The organism is Neobacillus sp. YX16, assembly GCF_030123505.1.
Lineage (GTDB): Bacteria > Bacillota > Bacilli > Bacillales > Cytobacillaceae > Neobacillus.
The window spans coordinates 2,761,497-2,782,721 of the sequence record NZ_CP126115.1 but is presented as its reverse complement, the minus strand read 5'-3'; the positions used below and the strand labels follow the sequence as shown (position 1 = coordinate 2,782,721).

24 protein-coding genes are annotated in these 21,225 nt (G+C 37.2%); 3 read left to right on the top strand and 21 right to left on the bottom strand.

Features of this window, described 5'->3' with window-relative positions:
* Nucleotides 1–140: 140 nt before the first annotated feature.
* From QNH48_RS13310 to QNH48_RS13275, 8 genes are all read right to left on the bottom strand, one after another.
* Complete coding sequence (locus QNH48_RS13310) at nucleotides 141–638, bottom strand: DUF2798 domain-containing protein (protein ID WP_283955335.1); 498 nt, start codon at nucleotides 636–638, stop codon at nucleotides 141–143.
* Nucleotides 639–815: 177 nt separating this feature from the next.
* Nucleotides 816–2,558, bottom strand: a complete 1,743-nt coding sequence (pabB, locus tag QNH48_RS13305; protein WP_283955765.1) for an aminodeoxychorismate synthase component I — start codon at nucleotides 2,556–2,558, stop codon at nucleotides 816–818.
* Nucleotides 2,559–2,618: 60 nt separating this feature from the next.
* Nucleotides 2,619–2,867: a hypothetical protein gene (locus QNH48_RS13300; RefSeq protein ID WP_283955334.1), complete on the bottom strand. Its 249-nt coding sequence runs from the start codon at nucleotides 2,865–2,867 to the stop codon at nucleotides 2,619–2,621.
* Nucleotides 2,864–3,661 (bottom strand): amino acid permease, encoded by a 798-nt coding sequence (locus QNH48_RS13295; RefSeq protein ID WP_283955333.1) that lies wholly within the window; start codon nucleotides 3,659–3,661, stop codon nucleotides 2,864–2,866. Before QNH48_RS13295 ends, QNH48_RS13300 begins: the two co-directional genes overlap by 4 nt.
* A 133-nt stretch (nucleotides 3,662–3,794) precedes the next feature.
* A complete protein-coding gene (locus tag QNH48_RS13290) occupies nucleotides 3,795–4,046 on the bottom strand; it encodes a hypothetical protein (RefSeq protein WP_283955332.1) in 252 nt (83 codons plus the stop codon).
* Between the two features lie 415 nt (nucleotides 4,047–4,461).
* Nucleotides 4,462–4,992, bottom strand: coding sequence for a cupin domain-containing protein (locus QNH48_RS13285; RefSeq protein WP_283955331.1), 531 nt, complete (start codon nucleotides 4,990–4,992; stop codon nucleotides 4,462–4,464).
* 167 nt (nucleotides 4,993–5,159) lie between these two features.
* Complete coding sequence (locus QNH48_RS13280; RefSeq protein WP_283955764.1) at nucleotides 5,160–5,759, bottom strand: NADPH-dependent FMN reductase; 600 nt, start codon at nucleotides 5,757–5,759, stop codon at nucleotides 5,160–5,162.
* 155 nt (nucleotides 5,760–5,914) lie between these two features.
* Entirely contained in the window at nucleotides 5,915–6,940 is a 1,026-nt protein-coding gene (locus tag QNH48_RS13275) for a threonine aldolase family protein (protein ID WP_283955330.1), read from the bottom strand.
* Nucleotides 6,941–7,132: 192 nt separating this feature from the next.
* Here QNH48_RS13275 and QNH48_RS13270 point away from each other — a divergent pair, with 192 nt between their 5' ends.
* Nucleotides 7,133–8,479, top strand: a complete 1,347-nt coding sequence (locus tag QNH48_RS13270; RefSeq protein ID WP_283955329.1) for a TrkH family potassium uptake protein — start codon at nucleotides 7,133–7,135, stop codon at nucleotides 8,477–8,479.
* Nucleotides 8,480–8,518: 39 nt separating this feature from the next.
* On the opposite strand, the gene QNH48_RS13265 is transcribed toward QNH48_RS13270, so the two are convergent.
* The 6 genes from QNH48_RS13265 to QNH48_RS13240 all read right to left on the bottom strand — a co-directional run bounded on the left by QNH48_RS13265 (nucleotide 8,519) and on the right by QNH48_RS13240 (nucleotide 13,594).
* A complete protein-coding gene (locus QNH48_RS13265) occupies nucleotides 8,519–8,959 on the bottom strand; it encodes an SRPBCC family protein (protein WP_283955328.1) in 441 nt (146 codons plus the stop codon).
* A 6-nt stretch (nucleotides 8,960–8,965) separates the two neighbouring features.
* Entirely contained in the window at nucleotides 8,966–9,739 is a 774-nt protein-coding gene (locus QNH48_RS13260; RefSeq protein ID WP_283955327.1) for an SRPBCC domain-containing protein, read from the bottom strand.
* Between the two features lie 764 nt (nucleotides 9,740–10,503).
* Nucleotides 10,504–11,382 carry an AraC family transcriptional regulator gene (locus QNH48_RS13255; protein WP_283955326.1) on the bottom strand — a complete coding sequence of 293 codons (879 nt, stop codon included), beginning with the start codon at nucleotides 11,380–11,382 and terminating at the stop codon, nucleotides 10,504–10,506.
* A 92-nt stretch (nucleotides 11,383–11,474) separates the two neighbouring features.
* The gene (locus QNH48_RS13250) at nucleotides 11,475–11,669 is read right to left on the bottom strand and encodes a hypothetical protein (protein WP_283955325.1); all 195 of its coding nucleotides are present in this window, start codon (nucleotides 11,667–11,669) and stop codon (nucleotides 11,475–11,477) included.
* Nucleotides 11,670–11,897: 228 nt separating this feature from the next.
* Nucleotides 11,898–12,401 (bottom strand): hypothetical protein, encoded by a 504-nt coding sequence (locus QNH48_RS13245; protein ID WP_283955324.1) that lies wholly within the window; start codon nucleotides 12,399–12,401, stop codon nucleotides 11,898–11,900.
* Between the two features lie 191 nt (nucleotides 12,402–12,592).
* The gene (locus tag QNH48_RS13240) at nucleotides 12,593–13,594 is read right to left on the bottom strand and encodes an LLM class flavin-dependent oxidoreductase (RefSeq protein WP_283955323.1); all 1,002 of its coding nucleotides are present in this window, start codon (nucleotides 13,592–13,594) and stop codon (nucleotides 12,593–12,595) included.
* Nucleotides 13,595–13,963: 369 nt separating this feature from the next.
* Between QNH48_RS13240 and QNH48_RS13235 the strand changes: the two genes are divergently transcribed.
* Nucleotides 13,964–14,578 carry a cell wall hydrolase gene (locus tag QNH48_RS13235; RefSeq protein WP_283955322.1) on the top strand — a complete coding sequence of 205 codons (615 nt, stop codon included), beginning with the start codon at nucleotides 13,964–13,966 and terminating at the stop codon, nucleotides 14,576–14,578.
* Nucleotides 14,579–15,152: 574 nt separating this feature from the next.
* On the top strand, nucleotides 15,153–15,581 hold the full coding sequence (locus QNH48_RS13230) for a DUF2383 domain-containing protein (protein WP_283955321.1): 429 nt from the start codon (nucleotides 15,153–15,155) through the stop codon (nucleotides 15,579–15,581).
* A 62-nt stretch (nucleotides 15,582–15,643) separates the two neighbouring features.
* On the opposite strand, the gene lepB is transcribed toward QNH48_RS13230, so the two are convergent.
* The 7 genes from lepB to QNH48_RS13195 form a co-directional block, all read right to left on the bottom strand.
* Nucleotides 15,644–16,183 carry a signal peptidase I gene (gene lepB / locus QNH48_RS13225; RefSeq protein WP_283955320.1) on the bottom strand — a complete coding sequence of 180 codons (540 nt, stop codon included), beginning with the start codon at nucleotides 16,181–16,183 and terminating at the stop codon, nucleotides 15,644–15,646.
* A gap of 178 nt (nucleotides 16,184–16,361) precedes the next feature.
* Entirely contained in the window at nucleotides 16,362–16,493 is a 132-nt protein-coding gene (locus tag QNH48_RS13220) for a hypothetical protein (RefSeq protein ID WP_283955319.1), read from the bottom strand.
* Nucleotides 16,494–16,628: 135 nt separating this feature from the next.
* A complete protein-coding gene (locus QNH48_RS13215; RefSeq protein ID WP_283955318.1) occupies nucleotides 16,629–17,456 on the bottom strand; it encodes a GNAT family N-acetyltransferase in 828 nt (275 codons plus the stop codon).
* A gap of 131 nt (nucleotides 17,457–17,587) precedes the next feature.
* Nucleotides 17,588–18,625 (bottom strand): DUF3231 family protein, encoded by a 1,038-nt coding sequence (locus tag QNH48_RS13210; RefSeq protein WP_283955317.1) that lies wholly within the window; start codon nucleotides 18,623–18,625, stop codon nucleotides 17,588–17,590.
* A gap of 49 nt (nucleotides 18,626–18,674) precedes the next feature.
* Nucleotides 18,675–19,712, bottom strand: a complete 1,038-nt coding sequence (locus tag QNH48_RS13205; RefSeq protein ID WP_283955316.1) for a DUF3231 family protein — start codon at nucleotides 19,710–19,712, stop codon at nucleotides 18,675–18,677.
* A gap of 67 nt (nucleotides 19,713–19,779) precedes the next feature.
* Nucleotides 19,780–20,295, bottom strand: a complete 516-nt coding sequence (locus QNH48_RS13200) for a CBO0543 family protein (RefSeq protein WP_283955315.1) — start codon at nucleotides 20,293–20,295, stop codon at nucleotides 19,780–19,782.
* Between the two features lie 243 nt (nucleotides 20,296–20,538).
* The gene (locus QNH48_RS13195) at nucleotides 20,539–21,198 is read right to left on the bottom strand and encodes an AraC family transcriptional regulator (protein WP_283955314.1); all 660 of its coding nucleotides are present in this window, start codon (nucleotides 21,196–21,198) and stop codon (nucleotides 20,539–20,541) included.
* Nucleotides 21,199–21,225: the final 27 nt, after the last annotated feature.

Genomic DNA, 21,225 nt, shown 5'->3' with positions numbered 1-21,225 from the left:
AAAAGTTTCATAGAATCCTTAAGATATTCTTAAGCTTTTAGAAAGGATTTATTAGATAGAGATTGAATGTAAGGACAAAAAAGCCGATTGATTTTTTACGTAAACCAATCGACAATCTATGATTTCTAAAGTTTATTGTATTACTTATTTACAGCTTTACGCGCTTGTCTATGATGTAATTTTTTCATAGCAAATCTAGCTATAGGCTGGGCGATCAACATTTCAACCCAAAAAGCTATTCCAAAATTTCTTGGCCAGATATGAAGAAAGTTTTGAATGGGTTCCATACTTACTTCTTTCATGCCAACCCATGTTCCGATGATTGATAACAATAAAGATAACACTGTAACATTTAACAAAATATTTAACAATACTCTGGCATTAAATCCATCAGTCTGTCCCACAAATTTAGGCATTACCTTACCTACAAGCGGACCTGCAACGAATCTTACTAATAGGACAACTATAACCCACATAAACGGAATAAGCTTTAATGTTTCAAAATAAACTTCCTTGCTAAACCCGCGTTCTAATCCTATAATGATTGGCGCTATAATATTTACGGAAATTATCGAAATAATCAACATAAATAATATCCCCTCTTTGGCATTATGAGGAAGTCTTGTTTCTCCATGCATATTGTTTGTCATCTCCAAAAATCTATTTCAGATGGCAGACGTAGTTGTGAAACAAAAATTAATACAGTTTTACAAAGACGCATTTTAAACCCACTCTATCGCTACACACTGACTGATTGATACATAATATCATGCTTTTTACGTGTTTTTCAATGCTTGCTTATTCCAGAATCTTGATTAGATAAATTGAACCTCTTTCCATTTCCGGACACTATTGATAAACCAGATTCTTGTTGCCTTTTTCAAATCTGATTTTGTGAGTGTTTTTTCGTGAATTTCCCCTATTTGCAGTAATCTATCACGAAAAGTTCCCGACAATAAACCGCTCATTACCGGAGGGGTCCACAAGGTACCTTCAATTTCTATAACGATGTTGCCATTTGTAAATTCAGTTAATTCACCTTCTTGATTCCATAGCAGAACATCAAATGCTTCTTGTGACTTTTGCTTTTGATACTTTGCATAAACCTCGCGATTGGTTGTTTTATGATATAAAAATAGGTTTGTTTTATCGACAGGTTCTTCCGCTAGGCTTACCTTCAATACGACATTCTGTTGAGTGATTATCTGACCTTCTATCGTCAAATCCCCATTTTTCGCTATTAGTAATCGAACCTTTAACAACCCGGTAGGATTATTTTCTCCAAACTCCTTTAAAGAACTTTCTATTTTTTCAGTTTGATATCGAAACCCAAAATATCGAGCTGAATTCTCTAACCGTTTGAGATGCTCTTCCAGCAAAAAATAATCTCCATTTTCAAGCAGTAAACTTTCTAATAATTGGAATTCTGTCGGTTTTTCTTCTAACAGCTTTGCTTTCGCAAGAATTTCATGGTATTCCCCTTCCGATGTCGAATCCCAGGTTACTCCTCCACCTACACCATAAACGGCACTTCCGGTTTGATGGTCAATAAGAACTGTTCTAATCGGTACGTTAAAAATAGCTTCCTTGTTTGGCGTAATATACCCAATTGCCCCGCAATATACTTCACGAGGTTCATTTTCTAAGTCTGCAATGATGTTCATGGTACTTATCTTTGGTGCTCCTGTAATCGATCCACATGGAAAAAGAGCTTTAAAGATATCAACAAAGCTTGTCGTTTCCGAAACCTTGGCTGAAATCGTAGAAGTCATTTGATGGACAGTTGGATACTGTTCAATTTCGAAGATTTTTTCAACGTTAACGCTGCCAGATTGAGCAATCATTCCAAGATCATTTCGCAGCAAATCGACAATCATAAGATTTTCTGCACGATTTTTCTCCGATTGATATAGCCATTCTGCGTTAGAAGCATCCTCAGCAAAAGATGCTCCCCTTTTTATTGTCCCTTTCATGGGACGAGTCGTAACTTTTCCTTGATCCAAGTGAAAAAACAATTCTGGTGAAGCACACAAAATACTATGTTCACCCGTATGTATATAAGCACAATAATTAGAGTTTTGCGCCTGCCTTAACCTATTATAAAAAGCTAGCTCATCCCCTTTAAATTGTGAATGGAGACGAATGGTATAATTTGTCTGGTATGTATCACCAAACTGTATGGATTTTTTTATAGAGGTAATTCCTTGATTGTACTCGTCCATCGATATTGATGGTTTCCAATCAGATACGGTAAATTCTCCTGAACTGCTAAGTTGAGAATGTTCAGGGTCTGAAAAAATGCCAAACCAGAGCAAAGGAAATGAGCCCCCACTCTTGACCTTAAATGCTGGATCAAAGGCTGGTGCACTTTCATATGATAGAAATCCGGCAGCGTAATACCCTTTATCAACAGCTTCTTGAACAAGCTGGAAACTAGGTAAAACATCTTCCACCTTGGATGCAGTAATTACACTGACAGGGTTTTGAAATGTAAATGGTTTTATATTTCCGTTCGAGTCTGCAAATTCAAATGCTAAAAGAGGTTCTTTTTGTGCCATACTTTTTGCCTTCACCCTTAAGTTTTCTGATTTTATAAAAGAAAAGAAACCTCTTTCAGTTTATTTTTCCTTGGTACTTTCGTCAACTGTTTCTATTAATTCCTCTGATAACTCTGTTGCGAAGCTTGGATGATAATCCCTTAGTGACAGACCTTCGTTTTCTGTATCCTTCACAATCGTGCGTTTCCGATAATACATCACATAATAAATGAGGGAAAACACAACAACCATACTACTACCCGTTACAAGTCCTGCGTTTGACCTGGAATAAAAGGCATACACAATAAAATAATGATTAAACTTATTCATGCAATCCATGAGGTTAAAGGAAACCCTGGCATCTGACAAATGCCTCCAGGTGGACAACCTTCCCTTTTAAGATAACGAATATGGCTTGCCATGATAATGGCGTAGGTAAAGATTAAGGCAAATCCTCCCGAAGTAATCAATACCAGATAAGCTCTAGGAAACAATAGCCCAAAAAACAATCCAATTAACATAGAAAGTCCAGAAAATAAAATTCCACGATAGGGAACATCTCGTTTGTCTTTCAGCCAGGTAGGAGCATGCCCTTCATCAGAAAGTGACCTGACCATCCTTCCCAGCCCAAAAATACATGCAAGCATGGCTGAAAGGATCGCTGACATTAACACTAAATTAAGCGCAGTCCCCGCCCAGCCAATTCCCCATCGATTTAATGAAGCCACCATCGGGCTGACAATTTCGCCTAGGTCTGCTGTAGGAATAAGTGGAAGGAGGACTGCTGCATACAAAATATACAATCCGACAAGTGAAAACACCGTATAGTGAATCGCTTTGGGAATTGTTTCAGTTGGGTTTTCCGTTTCAGTTGCGGCTAAGCCAATGATTTCAAAGCCTGCATACGCAAAAACCACTAGCAGCATACTTCCGGCAATGCCCTGGATCCCGCCTGGCATTATTGGTTCTCTTGCTAACTCCCCAGTACCAATCGCAGGTGTCCCAGGCATAAATCCTAAAATTAACACCAAAGCAGTGAGGATAAAAAAGATAATCGCGAAAATTTTCACTGCAGATAGGCCGCTTGCAAGCTTACCTATCTTATCAGCCCCTAGTAAGTTCAAAGTGTAACAGCGACAATTATCGAACCACCTACCCAGGCAATTGATACATTTGGGTACCATTCGCAAATTAATAATGATATCGCTGTAGCTTCACTCGACTTCGATAGAATGGTACCTGTCCAATATAGCCATCCTACAACAAATCTAGTTCGCGTGCTGCAAAAGTACTAAAAGATCCGACTGTTGGATTTCCTACCGTCATCTCAGACAAGGCAAAAAGGATCAGATATACAAGTCTCCCGGCTAAAATATACGACAGTAATATCGAGGGACCTGCAGCATTAATCGCAACTGACGACCCGAGGAAAAAAGACCCCCCTATGACGCTTCTTAACGCCATCATCGTTAGCTGCCATGCAGACAATCCTTTCCGTTTACCCTTCATTGCTTTTTCACCCATTTTACACTTTCACCCATTTTCTTAACTAATCTAACGTTATTATTTACTTCATTTAGAAAAGGATTCTATGGGATATCCTTTTAGAAATCGTAATCATAAATTTCCCCATTGACATGGTCAATGGGGAAATTTACTAGGAGTTCGGTCAAATAGAACGCTAGTTTTTAAATTAATGCATGGTGATTTATCCTATTATTGACAAAAAATTTACAATTCAACAACTGAGTCTTAACATATCTCTCCTATACTGAAAGTAACTAGGATGAATTTGGAAGGGAGGATGTTTCATGCGCGAGTTCATGTTTAGAATCGCCATCTTGATTCCGATTTGTACTTTTATGTAATCAATGCTAAATAAATTCAACCTATTTCTAAAAGCCACATTTATACTCCTCGATAATTATTCCGAAGAACTTGGCAGCTGTTGGTAGGCTAATTTCAAGATTATTTCTTTATGTTGCGGATATTTTTGCAAAAGCTCTTCCTGTGTAAATAGTTCAAAGTCTTGAAATTCAAAGCCAGGGGAAACCATACATCCCACCAGTGAACATGTATCCATTTCTGATACAGATGAACCAAATATAGAATTCTTCTTCACTAAGAATTGTGGTACTTCGCCAGCATCAAGATTCATTCCCAGCTTTATTTCCTGATATTTTCCTGTTTCATCAATTACATGAATACTTAAAGAACTGCCACCGTGATAGTACCAAAGCTCATCTGATTTAAGACGGTGAAAATGTGACACAACATCAGAGGTTAAAAGAAAATAAATACTCGTATAAAGCTTACGTTTACCCTCGTAATTTACGGATAATTCGTTGTCACTAATATGTTCTTCTGACTTAAAAGTTTCTTTGTAATACCCACCTTCAGGATGTGGAGAAAGTCCAAGTTTGGACACCCATTTTTGTAAATCATTCATATGCATAGAACGGAACCCTTCGTTTCATAAATATTTATATCCAAGTATGAATGAATATTGTTATTTTTTCAAATTGATATCAAAATTTCTTTTACTCACAAACAAAAACAGCGGACTTCAAAATATGAAACCCGCTGCATTATTAATTCGACCAATACGCTAGTACTTCAGTATTATCGTACATTTTTTAATGCTCTACTCCATTGCTCCACTTCACCAAGCATGGCATTGACATTATTAAGATGTAAATCTTGTGGTTTGAATTCAGACCCATTCACAAAGTCGGTAAATAAGCTCAATGTTGGATGCGTACGAACGTCAGCAATCTTCAATTCACCGCAGATTCCACGTAAATGCTCAGCTGCACGTGCCCCGCCGGTAGAACCGTAACTTACGATACCTGCTGCTTTGTCGTTCCAAGCTTCACGAGCAAAATCAAGAGCATTTTTTAAAGCAGCTGTAATACTGTGATTGTATTCTTGAACGATGAATACAAATCCATCTAGTTCAGCAAGTTTCCCATTCCAAGCACCAATTCCAGGTTCTGATCCATCGGTAGTTCCTAAAAAGGGTAGATTAAAATCAGCAATATCGACAATTTCATAATTGGCGTCCGTTCGTTTGTCGGCAATTCCTTTTACCCATTCCCCTACTTGAGGACTAACGCGCCCTTGACGTGTGCTGCCTAATATAATTCCAATTTTTACTTTTTCATTTGTCACCGTCTTTTCCTCCTTTGTTTGATTCCCAAATAGTTTGTCTAAAAAACCCATCATTCACACCTCCAATATTATTATAATGGTACTTATTGCTCATAAAAATTCTTCCCTGAGTTCAATAAAATTCTCACTTCATTTTTAAATGATTTTGCTCACAAAAAAGATACAGTAGGCTTTACTCTCACCTTTTGTATCCTTTTTATCCAAAGCTATAAGCAGTTTTTCAAATCCTCAATAAGACTATTTACCTCTTCCTTTTTTGTTGCCCACGATGTGACGAAGCGAATAGCAGATGAATCAGAATCTACTTTCTCCCAAATATGAAAAGCATAGTTTTTTTGCAGCTCTGTGATGACAGCATTCGACAGTATCGGGAAAAGTTGATTAGATGGTGAGTGGGTCAAAAACGTGACATTCGCGTTGTTGAGCTCATCTCTTATCAAGCAGGCCATCTTATTCGCATGATATGCCAATTCAAAGAACAAATTATCACGAAAAAGTTCAAGAAACTGTATGCCCATCAATCTTCCTTTAGCCAGGAGCGCTCCTTTTTGCTTAATATGATAACGAAAATCTTCTTTTAAAGAATCACTACAAATCACTAATGCTTCACCAATCAATGCCCCATTCTTCGTTCCGCCAATATAGAACGCATCTACTAGTTTAGGAAGATCACTCAATTCTAGATCATTTTCCTCGGAACACAATGCCGAACCAAGTCTCGCACCATCCATATATAAAATTAGTTGATTATGTTGACAGAAATCATGTAAATCCTGAAGTTCACTTTTGGAATAAATGGATCCAATCTCAGTAGAATTTGATATGTATACTAGCTTAGGCTTCACCATATGCTCATCCGGGTGACCGTCAAGTACTCCCTGCAAATCAGGTGGTGATAGTTTACCATTTTTTCCTATTACAGAAATTATTTTATGACCAGTTGCCTCGATGGCACCTGTTTCATGCCCAAGAATATGTCCGCTGCTAACTGCGATTGCTGCTTCATGTGGCCTAAGGAAAGCTGAAATCGCGATAAGATTTGTTTGGGTTCCGCCTGATATGAAATGAATATCTACGTTACTGCTTTCTATTTTCTCCTTTATTAGTTCAATTGCTTCCTTGGAATATCGATCCTCCCCGTACCCTTCATCTTGTACAAGGTTGGTTTCAAGTAATGCATTCAAAATTCTAGGATGTGCACCTTCACTGTAATCATTCTTAAAACTGTACATTTTATTGCCTCCATTATTACTTTTTAAATCTATTGTAAATATCATACCAAGATTTCTGACGCGTTACCAAAATAAAGACACTTGTTTTTCACGTAAAAAGTACCTCCGAAAGGTACTATCAGCTCAGTAGTCTATTTGGTATTATTATCAACATCAGGACTTGACTATCGATAATAAAGGGAGACCAAAAAAGTGAAATATTATAAAGGAAAAGGGAATTTGATAAAATTGCATCCTGCGCAAATACTTGTATTGGGCTTCGGAGCTCTAATATTATTGGGGACTTTTCTATTTATGCTACCGATTGCTACTTATGAAGAGGATCGTGGACTAAACTTTATTGATGCTTTATTCGAGGCAACCTCAGCCGTTTGTGTAACCGGTTTGGCTGTTGTTGATACAGGAACAACTTTTACTTTGTTTGGTGAAATTGTTCTCCTTTGCTTGATTCAGATTGGCGGCTGGGGTTTTATGACGACAGGTATATTTATGTTCATTATTTTAGGGAAAAAGATTGGATTAAAGGAACGCTTATTGCTGCAAGATTCATTAAACGTATTCTCACTTGCGGGGGTTGTCAGCTTAGTAAAGCGGATTATTCTTATTACATTTATCGTTGAATTGCTGGGGGCTACAGCTTTAGCGATTCGCTGGTCTTTTGAAATGCCACTTGGGAAAGCCATTTATTATGGAATCTTCCATTCGATATCCGCATTTAATAATGCTGGGTTTGGACTAGAACCTGATAATTTAAGTAAATGGGTTGGTGATCCTACGGTAAACATCGCCATCACTTCGCTTTTCATTACCGGAGGTATTGGTTTTACGGTTATTCTGGATTTATGGGCTAAGAAATCTTTTCGTAAACTATCCTTGCACTCTAAAGTGGCACTGCTTATGTCCCTCTTTTTAAACATTGTAGGATTTTTAATTATTTTAATTTCCGAATATAGTAATTCTGCTACGCTTGGAAACCTTGCGTTTGAAGATAAGCTTTGGGCTTCTTATTTTCAAGGAGTCGTAACAAGGACTGCTGGTTTTAATACGATTGATATTGGGGCCATGAATCTTTCATCTCTAGTGTTTATGATGGCCCTAATGTTTATAGGTGCATCTTCTGGATCAACTGGTGGAGGAATTAAAGTAACAACTTTCGCCATTATTATTTTAGCGTTTTGGGCAGTCGTGACAAATCGAGACAATGTGAACCTTTTTAAAAAAAGAATTTCATGGGAATTGGTGAATAAATCTTTATCAATCGTAGTAGCAGCTATATTTTTTATCTTTATAATCTTCTTTTTACTCACTTTTACTGAAAAAGCTGATATGAGTAAACTCCTATTTGAAACCATTTCTGCCTTCGGTACGGTGGGATTGTCGGCAAATTTCACACAAGAACTATCCCCATTCGGAAAGGTCTTGATTACCATCATGATGTTTATAGGAAGGCTTGGACCCTTAACCATGGCATTTGCTCTATTGAATCCTCGAAAAGAAGCTAAGGTTAAATATGCAGAAGAGAAAATATTAATTGGCTAAAACGAAAACACCGTCCATTTTGGACAGTGTTTTCGTATTTTATAGGTTATTTTCATGGACTTCTTTAATCTTTTTTAAATCCTTCATATTTGCTTTCCTCACCATTGTTGTCATAAAAGGAGAGATTAACTTACTAAAACCAGTCGGATTCCCTTTATTTCTCAAGGTCATTTTCGTTCGATTTGCATCCATCTCTTCCCATGTATAGATTGTCTCCATCGGAAAAGGTCCTTGAGCTGTTTTCATCACTAGTTTCTTTCTTGGAATGAGTTCAACAATTTCATACACATAAGCAAGTTCTCGACCAAGAAACTTTGCTTTAAATGCAATTTTAGAACCTATCGAGAGTGGTTTTGGGGATCTCCACTCCGCTGAATTGATATTTACATACCATTCTGGAGCATTATTAGGGTTTGAAGCATATTCTGATACTTGTGAAATAGGACAGCTAATAATTATTTCTGTTACTACATCCACCATCTCAATTTACTCCACTTTATTTTCTACGTAATTTTTAAGCAATGTCCCAAGAAGATATTCCCAGCCTTTTGAGTGCTCTTGTTCCCATTGTTCAAGAATAACACCTGAGGCAGTATGAGAAAGCTGAAGCAGCGTTCCTCCTTCTTTTTCTAAAAGACGATAGGTATAGGCACTGTTAACTGCGCCTTGCATGCCGAGATGTCCGAAAAGGCGAATTTCTTCAGGAGCGTTTACAAAATAAACATTTCCCCAAATGGCTCCATCATTTTCGTCCCATTTTTCAATAAATTGTCCACCTGGAACGGGTTCCAATGAAAGGTGAGAGGTTATTCCTTTTGGAGCGATACGAAATTCCCACCAATCCTCCACATTATCCGTTAACGCTTTAAAAACCTCTGCACGTGGTGCATCAATGAATATTTCCTGTTCAATACGAAATTCACTCATTTTATCAATTTCTCCTTTTTGTTTAACTGCCGAACGTAAGTTTAAGAGGGAGCTCGCCGTTGATTGCATATATTTCCCTACCCAGCGTTTATGCATTTCCTGGAGAGGTACCGCGTTAAGAAAGTTACGTTTAAACTTACCTTCACGTCTTACTACCACCAAATTGCCTTCCTCTAAGATCTTTAAGTGCTTCATAATCGCATACCTAGTGACTTCTGGAAAATATTCGTCTAGTTCACCAGTGGTTCTTGGCGATTGCTTAAGGATATCGAGTATTTGCCTTCTGATTGAATGTCCCAATGCTTTAAATACGGTTGAAAGTTCTTCATCCATTCCAACAACCCTTTCATCAAGGTTAGATGATTACCAAAAACATGTGAGTAAAGGGTCACATGTTTATCAAGTGACCTTATAGTGACATGTTTTTTCTATTGCGGTCAAGCAACCCATAAAATCCTTATATATGCCCAAGGTGTATTCGGCACAACAAGAAACACCGACCATTTGGCCGGTGTTTTGTTAAATCTACTATTTATTCTATGTCTAATTACAAACTTGCTTAAGATATATTCTCTTATGCAATAAAATCTTTACTAATTAAATTCACGTGAGCTTTTTGTCTTAGTAATCTTAACTTCTGCTTTTTCGTTAATCTTCTCCAAAAACTAACTTTGAAATACATAAAAAGCCCTCCTATCTATTACTACAATTGGAGCCCTCCCAAAAATACCTCTACACAATTCTACTAATTTTTATCTATAAAATTCATATTTTCTATATTTTTTGTGATTGTATCTCCATTTTAGCAAACAAATTATTTATTGAAAAATCAAAAAAGTCGACTGTTTCAAACTAATTCCTACAAAATTCACTGTAAATTGCATATTAAAGTATACTTGGATTAGAATTTTACTAGAAAACTTCCAATTAATGTCGAAATGTATTTTGAAGATTATGAAAATATATGTCTATATTGTGAACGGCTTCTGACAAAAATAGCCCTACAGTTTGTTTGTAACTGAGGGCTTTTTGACGATTATTTTTTAAATATTGTTAACAAGGCTTTATCCTGTTGGCCAGTGTGTAATCGAAGCAAACTACTTAACTTTTCTTGAAACGGGAACCCATATTTCACTTCTAAATGTTGGGGATGTAGTGTCTTTATTCTCGTTCCACAGCATTTCAGGTCCTACCGCCAATTCGTAGTTCGAGGATGGAAACCATTCTGAATAGATTCTGCCCCATACATTCTGCAGGGTATCCGGGAATGGTCCAACAGCTTCAAATACTGCCCATGTTAAAGCAGGTACTTCAAGTTTCGTTAGATCCTCAGGGCTTTCCTTAGTGGTTGCCACACCGATATAGTGATCTAACTCCCCTTTTTCCTCCATTCTCCCTTCTGAAAAATTCGTCGATGCACTAAGCAGTCCAATTGGCTCGACATTTGAAAGTTGCTTAAACGTGTTAATTTTCTCCATATCTAAACTTTGCCACATCGCTGCAATTTCCGGATTTACACCATTGAATATGATAGGAACTCTCTTTTTGATTCCCACTAAATTAAAGGCTTCTTTTTCGACAATTCGATAGTTCATTTCAATTCCTCCACTAATTGATAATTGAAAGGTCATTCTCGGAATAGCCTTTAGTAATTGACCATTATTTCTAGCCTCCGAAGGTGTAATTCCATGTAAACCTTGAAATGCTCTTGTAAAAGAGTCAGGTGAGCTGTACCCATATTTAATGGCGAGATCTATTATTTTTACATGACTATTTATTAACTCAAATGCAGCCAATGAAAGTCGCCTGCGGCGAATATACTCAGACAGTGACACACCTGCTAGATAAGAAAACATCCTTTGGAAATGATATTCGGAACAAATGGCGATCATTGCCACTTCTTTAAAATCAATATCACTCGTTAAATTTTCTTCTATATATGCAATTGCTTCATTCAATCTCTTTAGCGAATCCATCGTATGACCTCCTCTCATCAATAGAATAACGGAAATGAAATGAACCTATCCGACTTTTCCTGCACAGATTTGCAGGGGTGTCTTCATGTATCCTAACAAGCTAGACCGCATGAACATTTATTTTTACCAAAATACAAGGAATACGCTGCAGGGAATTCTGAATTAACCCGCTGTACCTCTTTAGCAAATTCCTCTTCTGTTCCTGGTACAGTGGCTAATACATTTGCTTTTTCCTGTGTATCGACATTTGCGCCAGGTGGCACAAAGCTATTCGGTTTAAGTTCCACACCATTGGTAACAACTGCACCAGAGGAGATAAAGCTTCCTTCCCCAAGTACCGCATTGTATACAATTTACGAAAATCGTTAATATGTATGTTAATAAATAAAACATATACGTAGAAAATTATTTTCATACACAAAAAGTTGCATAAATAGGTGAAAATGTATAAATGGTGCCTGTCACCATAAATGTCACCATAAATGTCACCGCAAAACAGAACCGGCCAGAATCCCTTATTTACTAGGACTCTGGCTATTATCGTTATTTTCTTCGGTGTATATTGTTTGCTGCTGATTGGTTTTGAATATGTCTTTTGACAGTGCGTTTAGTTTGTTTACGAAGCGGTTGAATCCAAATCCAACGAAGAAAGCAAAGCTAATTTGTGCATAAGGGGTATCTTCGAAGTCGACGAATTCGATTAGTAAGATTCCACTTTGAATTAAGGTAACGGCCACTACCGCTGTTCCGGTCGCGAATATTGGATAAAAGATGTACATAATCCATAGTCGATAGTCATTCAATTCATCTTTCATATAGTGGGAACAGAACATGTACAAATGCCGCAGGGAACCCCCGATAGATCCAGCGAAGAAATAATACAAGAAAATTTTGATGTCATCAATAAAGGGGAATTTGTCGTCTAGTGTTCCTGTCCAAACTACACCAATAGCTATGAAACTCCCGAAGAACAGTAGTGAAAGATATAGTAAAATACCTGCTTTCACCCAAATATTCACCCAAATCACCCCGCATTTGTTAATGTATCCTATGAGACAAAGGATGGTGACGTGAATGAATGGTTTTTTCCAAAAAAATAGTGAAAAAATGACGTAGATTCAAACGTCATTTTTTCACTATTTCATGACTGTGCCCCAAATAGTCGTCTAGCCAAGATTTCGGGCACAATCAACCTTGGAATGTAATGAAACTACTTGCCTTCTACCACTTCTTTAAATATTTCATAAGAACGTTTTTGTTTTTCCGGATCATAAATGTAAGACACTGCCATGATTTCATCCACAGCATAACGATTTTGGAAGCTAGTTAGCTGCTGACGAATTGTTTCTTTACTTCCTAACAAAGTCACGCTGGACATAGACTTCGCCATTTCCTCCTCCATTAGGTTCCAAATACCATCCATGCTTTTAACTGGCGGCTGTAATGGATTACGTGAACCACGGACCACATTTAGGAAAAACTGCTGCATGGTGGTTTGTTGGTATTTCGCTTCTTCATCGCTTTCTGCTGCAATGACATTTAGACATACCATCATATATGGTTTATCCAAATACCCAGAAGGCTGGAACCTCTCCCTATAAATCGAAATGGCTTCTCCCATGAACTTAGGTGCAAAGTGTGAAGCAAATACATATGGCAGACCTAAGCTTGCCGCTAAATAAGCCGAATCTGTGGAAGAACCCAGAATGTAAATTGGTACATTGGTTTCTAAACCTGGATAGGCTCTTACATATCCTTGGTGCTCTTCCGGTCCAAAATAGGTAAGTAATGCCTGAACATCCTCAGGGAAGGTATAAACTGAATCATTTTTTGAACGTCTCAATGCACTGGCAGTCATCATATCGGTTCCAGGTGCGCGTCCAAGTCCAAGTTCAACTCGATTTGGATAAATTGTTGCCATTGTACCGAATTGTTCCGCTACGACCAGCGGCGAATGGTTTGGCAGCATAATTCCGCCAGAACCAACCTTGATTGTTTTGGTATGCTCCAAGGTATGTTTGATTAATATCGGTGTTGCAGAACTTACAAGTGTCGGAGTGTTGTGGTGCTCGGCAATCCAGTAGCGCTGGTAGCCCATTGCTTCCGTTGCTTGAGCAAGATTCACCATTTCCTCAATCGCTTGTTGCGAATTCTTTCCTTCACGGATTGGGGCGAGATTTAAGACTGATACAGGTATATTAATAGTTCCCATTATTTACATTAATCCTTTCTTTTTTAAAGGGTATGTTTCTATAGTAACAATAGAAATACAGGAAGCAAACTTATTTGCTTTGGCCACATGATCACTAAAATTATCCTTTGTAACTTTTATTTAAAAGATTCACATGGTTTTTGTTTGTTTCTTGACAACCGCTTTACCTCTCGAGTGTTTGGCTTCGTAAACCGTTTCCCTCCCTACGATCTTGTTGAATTCCAGCCTACAATCTATCAATCTGGTATTTCCTCTCATCAATAGACTTTTAAATGTCTTATCCATGTAACTTAACTGTAATACTATTCTATTTTTTCACTTCATAGTAATAGATTTATATACATAAAACCAACTTGGAGGACTAAAATTATGAAAAAGCTTATTTCGTTACTTACTTTGACTGTCTCACTATTATTTGCTTCTCCTGCTTTTGCTTATGACGTAAAACCCGGAGACACGATGTCGAGTATAGCAAGAGATCATCAGTTAACCTTACAAGAACTAGCAGATGCGAATCCACAAATTTCAAACTTAAATCTAATTTACATAGGTCAAAAAATCAATACTCCTACTAACTCTACTAGACCCAAGGAACCCATCCAAAAAGAGCCTGTGAACACCAATCTCTCAGATGCTGAAATAGATTTACTAGCAAGATTGGTGAGAGCTGAGGCACAAACAGAACCATTACAGGGGAAAATTGCAGTAGCTTGTGTAGTACTGAACAGAGTCGAAAGCCCTCAATTTCCCGACACTATTAAGGATGTGATATATGCCCCTGGTCAATTTCAACCTGTGAAAAATGGTCAAATTGATAAACCCGCCGATGAGGAATCGATTCAAGCCGTAAAAGCTGCTCTTACTGATAAAAGACAATTAGCCACAGGAGCCATATTTTTCTACAATCCCACTATCGCCACCAGCCGATGGCTCGATACAAGAGCAACCACACTGGTAATCGGACAACACGTCTTTAAAAAATAGGCTGTGTTAAATTAGGCTGTTGATTTGCGCACCACTAAGGAATGCTTCTTCGAATAATCACCGCAGGGAAAGGCGGTCTTTGCCTGTCCCGAGGCGGTACGGGAAGCCTGTCTAGCTGCAGCGCCTAGCCCCTCGAGTCGCTTCGGTCCCAACGTTGAAGTCAAAGAACGACTTCATCGTCAGGCCCTCCAGCGCTTGTCGGGGCTGTACAAGGCGCTTCCGCTTTTCCTACTCCTCGGCGCTAAGAGATAGGCGGGGTCTCCCCTGTCCCGTCCTCCTGCAGAACATTGATTTACTTCCTCGAATCCGCCAACGCACGAAGAAAATGCGATAGCATTTTCGAGGAGTCTCGCGCCTTCCGCACAAATCAACATAGTTCTAAACTCAACAGTCTCCTTTAACACAGCCAAAAAATAAACAAAAGGACCAGCTTTGGTCCTTTTCCCATTAGACGAAGCAATCCCATAATCGATTGCGTAAGATTCCTTTTTCATTCAATATGGATGAATTACGACCATATCTCGAATAAAATATCCTACCATCGTGTCAAAATAGAATGAAAGGAAGTGTGAGAATGTCAAATGAAGTCATTATTGAGGAATTAAATACTTTATTAAGAGGAACATATATGGGCATACGGTCTTTTGAACATTATATCCACAAGGTTGAGGATGAAGAATTAATGCAAGTCTTTCAATTCATGCAGCAGGAAGTAAAGCTGAATGCACAGAAACTGGCCGTGAGAATTCAAAATTTAGGCGGCATTCCTGCGGACGGTGAAGGATTCTCAGGCTCGATGCATAGTTTTATGCACAAGACCATGCTACCGAATGATACAAATGAAATGATTGAGGACGCTTTGAAAGGCTTAGATCATTATGGAGTTCAATATTCTGAGGAACTTGTTCGGGGCGACCTTGATCCTGAAAGCAGGCAACTTGCGGAAGAAGTCATTAATACAAGTCGAAGACAGATTGAGCAGTTACGGCATTATCTACAATAAAATGACGTGTGCAAAACACACGTCATTTTATATGTATTTTTTCAGTCTCCTAAAGATTTTCATTACTTAATATTTCTTATTTGGGTGAATGGCAGAAATACAAATTCAGGTTTTCCAACAATCGTTTCTTTTTGGATAAAACCCAAACCATTCCGACTATCCATACTATGTAACCTGTTATCCCCCATAACAAAATAATAGTTCTTAGGTACAATTTCTGGTCCAAAGTCACCTGTTAATAAACTCCCCATTTGTTCAGCTAGTTTACGATTTTGAGATAGATAAGATTCCTTAAAATGTACACCATTGATCAAAAGTTGATCCTTTTTCATTTCAATCGTATCTCCTGGTATACCAATAATCCTCTTCACAAAATTTTCTTCTTCACCTTTAATAATGACAATTTCTCCTCTTTTAAAATTGTCCGTTAAAGTAAATTTATTCACGAAGATTTTTTCTTTATTATGTAATGTGGGCTCCATCGAAGCACCCTCTACAATATAGGGAGCAAAAACAAACGTTCTAACGACAAATGCCACGCCTAATGCAATACAAATGGACTTCGTCCAGCTTTTTATTTCATTTTTAGTATGATCATTCATTTATTTATTTCCCCTTATTTAATATAAATTTTTATTATCCTAATTATAAGGCAGTGAATTTCTCATTTGCACTGATTTCGACTTAAAAGTCCAGATATTATTTGCTTTTACCAAAAAGAAAAGCTGTCTTATCGACAGCCCCGTTTAATTATTAGATCAATTATTAAGCATTAATGTCCTAAAACCATATCCTTTTATTATAATCATACTCATAAATATCCCTATTATCATCACTATCTTTATTTGGGGCACACTCTTCACAAGGTTCTTCCGACTGGTTATGTTCACATTGTTTTAATAAAAGTTCCATGTTTTGTTTCCCCTCTCCTAGTTCTTACTATTATTATAATGTAAACGGTTACATTTGTCTGCTATTATTTACTGGAAATATTATTTTTTTATCATAGAATAGGCTAAATTTACAGAGGGCTAGGAACCCAATTGTTTATAAATTTACCATATAGTAATCTTGGGAATGATAGCTTATAAATCCGCATGATTCATAGAGTTTTAACGCATGCGCATTTTTAGCCTCTACCTCTAGAAATATTGACAGGCCTTTTTCGTCCTCCATTTTCACCACTTTTGATAGTGCTTTTCTGCCGATCCCTTTCCCTTGGAGCTCTGGAAAAATGGAAAATCCATATATCCAAGCCTCTCCATTCATTTCGGAAAGACGTATTTTTCCAGCAATTCTTCCTTCTGCTTCAATTATTAATCTTAAATCCGTATCAAGGTCTTTCGTTTCCTGCTTATACTGGCGTGCTTCCTTTTCATTTAACCCAAAGCACTGGACATCGAGTTGTATTTCCGCTTCCAAATCCTCATCTGTATAAGACGGTCTTACTGTAACTGAAGGATTTTCAGATAACTCTGTTTTTTGCCACTTCATTTGATATTCTACCATTGACAAAGAGCAAGGAATGTTCTTTAAAAACTGCTTGGCAGATTCGGATTCAGTTGGCGCATTTAACAAAATCGTTCTAGCTTCACGTTTTTCCGCCTCTTCTAGTGCATCTTCTAACAGTTTTGAAAATATCCCTCTTCTTCGGTAATTCGGGTGCACCATCCCGCAAATTTCTACCTTATTACCAAAATAATAGCTGCCAAGAAATCCAACAAGTTTGCTATCTTCATAATAGAAAAAGTCTTCCTTACGGTTTACTGATCTGCTTTCCAGCATGTCAAAATTAAGCTTCAACTGAAGTCTGCCTTCTTTCTCACAAATCTCCTGAAGCGTTTTTATCTCATATAATTTTTCTTTCGTTAACATTCACGACACCCCAGTTTAATAATTGTGACTTTTTACACTCTAATATTCTACCTAGATGCCTCATTTACCTTTTTTCAAGAAAATATAAAAGGATAGATTAGATATCTATCCCCTGAGATATTTCTTTATTTTTATTTATCTTGATTTTCACTTTCAATGCCTTCCTTTTTCCCTATGGATAATGCTCTTCGGTCACTTGCTTTTGGGGGCTCTTCCATCCACCCATTTTCTATCATTAGATTAGCACCATCTTCTGCAAATCTGACAAGTTCGCTTATCATGACAATATATTTTTCAGCAATGTCTGCTCTAGAGGAAACACTCAAAGCCGTTCCATAGAAGGCAATAGCTAATTGGGAAGATAGCTGGACCTGATACATCATCCATTTATCTGAAAAGGGCGATGTGGTGGAGCTTGTTACATGAGATTGCCAGGACATCGGTGAATTCAACATTTCTTCACGAAAGATTTTTCCAAATGCTGCGATATGTTTATTCGATATCTCCTTACCCCTATTAATATATTGGCGGACTTTATTAGAAGCCGCCACTTGGCTAAACCCGACCTTTAAAGCGACATGCATATGCATTTTGTTCATATTAAAGGTAATATCCCCTATTTCAATCCCCGTTAAGGGACGCTTCTCACCAAACCAGCCCGTTAAAAAACTTTGATGTTTAACAAAATCAATAGCTTCCGGCGGATTAAGGACAGGCGGCCGCGAATAAAGACCTTTCGTTAGCATCGTATCGATCGTTCTCTCAAAGAGCATCATGGTTTCTGTATTACAAGAAATATAGTATTTACGAAGGTCTGCTCGAATGGAGGTTCCGACCGATAGGGAGTAACAAGTCAGTCCTTGTAGTGTCATTATGTAAATATAGTACAAATAGAATGGATCTTGAAATAGGCGTGGAGCATGGATATTTACATCCTCGTTTGTAAAGCCATGTGGGATGGGAATTCCTTCACCTCCGAAAAACTCCTTCACTTTTTGTACATGTCTTTCTGAAAGCTCCAGGGAATCTTTATATATTTCTATAATATCTTCGTCTTCTAAGTGTTCAAGTGCGTACTTAATAAAACAAATGGACATTGAATCAAACATGTATTGTGTCCATAAACTGGAAACCTCTGGAGCTGTCAAAGAAATGCGAGTTTGTTCCATATCACTCTTCCTTTACGATTTAAAAATCTACCAAGATAAAAACTCAAACCTATTTTGAAGACAAATTCTCACGATCAATTGCTTTAGGTGGTTGCTCCATCCATCCGTGTTCAATCATAATATTTGCCCCGTCTTCCACAAATAAAGTAACCTCTGCAAGTGATTTCATATACATTAAGCCGATATCTCGTCTCCCATTGACCGACATAGCGTTTGCAAACGAACGAATCTTGATTGAAAACATATCTACTTTATGGAATACCATGATCCGATCTGAAAATGGTGAAAAAGTAGAATCCGTAACTAAATGATCAATTTGGGAAGGAAATGGTAAATTTCCTTTATGCATTTTATCTTGAAAACGCTGAACTTCCTTATCTGTAATTTCTTTCCCTCTAACAAAGTAACTTCTTACTTTTTCCTTTTTTGCAACCTGACTGAAACCAATCAAAAGTGCTTTGCTCGTGATATTATTTTCTATATTATCGTACAAATGTGTAATTTCTAACGCATGTAATTCTCGAATATCGCCGAAAAAGCCATTCAAATAGTTTTCTTTTTGGATAAAATCTACTTTTGTGGGCACAGGAATGGTAGGAGCCTTTATGATATATCCTTTTTCGAGTAAAACATTATTAATCTGCCCTAAAAGAATTGTGGTAGTGGTGTTACAATAGATGAAAAATTCTCGTACATCTTCTCTTAATGTCAAAGGAATGGCAATCGCGTATAAACTGAGTCCAGCCTTGGCAGCATATTTCAAATAATGAACGTAAAATTGGTCCTCGAATAACCTAGGAGCACCCAGATTAACGTCCTCTTCTGTAAATCCAATGGGAATTGCAACCTTGTCATTAGTGAAAAACTTTTCAATGGTCTTCATAAAATCCACTGTAAGGTTGTATCCATTTTCCAGTAATGTTTTGACATATTCATCTTCTACATTTTTAAGAAAGTAGCTCAAAATCCTGTTAGACATACTATTTCCTAAATATGTAGCCCAAAGCTTTCCCAATTCGATCGCACTAAATGGCTGGTCTGGGCTTAATTTATCTGAGCTTATGTTGATTGGTTTCAATAAATCCATGTTAAATCCCCTTAACCTAAATTTTCCTTTAGTTTTTACAGCCACGCGAAATATATTCGATTGCCCTTCAATAAATGGGAACCTTAAAAAAGATGACAAAGAATAGTATGATTGGAATGGAGATGAGCAAAGCTGCAACTTGGTGTTTATAATGCAGAAGCAGCATGGAAAAAATGATTAAATTGAATAATACTGACCATCCCATTGACCAGCTATTATGATGAGAAACTAGGTTAAGGTACCGTAAATTTATGTATTCTACTAACGAGTATAAAGTCACCCATAAGAACAGCCACAAAACTATTCTAGATGTACCCTTTGGGATATTCCCCAGATAAATGATTACTGTGGCGGGGTAAGCAACAAACATGATTAATAATGAAACAGCTAAATGATTGGGCAGGAGACTTTGACCAAATATTGTCTCCTTGTACTCCCACATCAAATAATTTTTACATAGAAAATTATAAAGCAAATCACCAAACCAAAAGAATAATATAGTGGAATGATATTTACTCCAGTTCCTCCAGTCTCCCCATTTCACACCGGCAATGAGAAACAGGCCATTCAACAATATGTGCATCTCATCAACTCCGTTTTTTCAACAACAAATTATATCGGTATATATTATTATTAACTGGAAATAAATTGGATATTCCATAAACTTGACAGTCTACATTAATGCTGCCTTTGGACAAAGAAAAACGTCTCTGCTTGATACAGGAGACGCTTTGATTCACTATTTTTGTAAAATACTTTGTTTGTAAAACTTTCACAACTTTACATTATCAATATACCCTTATACCCATACAACCATTTTATTATTTCATTTAGAACGTTGCTCTCTAATAATTTCTAGGTATTGTACATCACCCAATCCATACCCTTTAAAATTTTCTAAGAGAGCATACAAAAGTTCCTTTTCCGACATATTTTGGTGTTTTTTTATATACAGCATTAGGTTACTATCCTCACGAAGATAAGTTAAATATAACTCAACCCCCTTCTTTATCGGGGCTGGATAGATCCATTCAGGCAGCGTTTTATGTATCATTACTTGTATAAAAACATCATAATAACCGGTAGCCATTAGTTTGTAATTTTCAATAGGTTTAAATTTATCTTCAACAATATGAAGGTCTATGGGTTTACTGTGACCGTTTTTGTCGAGCCAAGCCAGAATCGTGAGGATATTGATTTGACAGAACATATCCTCGTCAAACCATAGTTCTACGTGGGTAAAACCTTTGCTAAAGAGCGGTTTTAATGGATTTATAGTAATTTCGGTATATTGTTCTGGACTTACATGATGAACCTTTGCACGTTTTTCGACAAATTCACGTGTAAAAAGCTCATCAGATGTGTCCCCAAAACACATTGCTTCATTAAAAGGAATCATCATTTCACCCTGGAGGAAATTCGTCCTTTTAAAAAAATCATACATGGCTTGCCCATTTAAAATATGTATTGTTAATTCTTTAATCATTGTCAACAATCCTGCCCTTTTTATTAC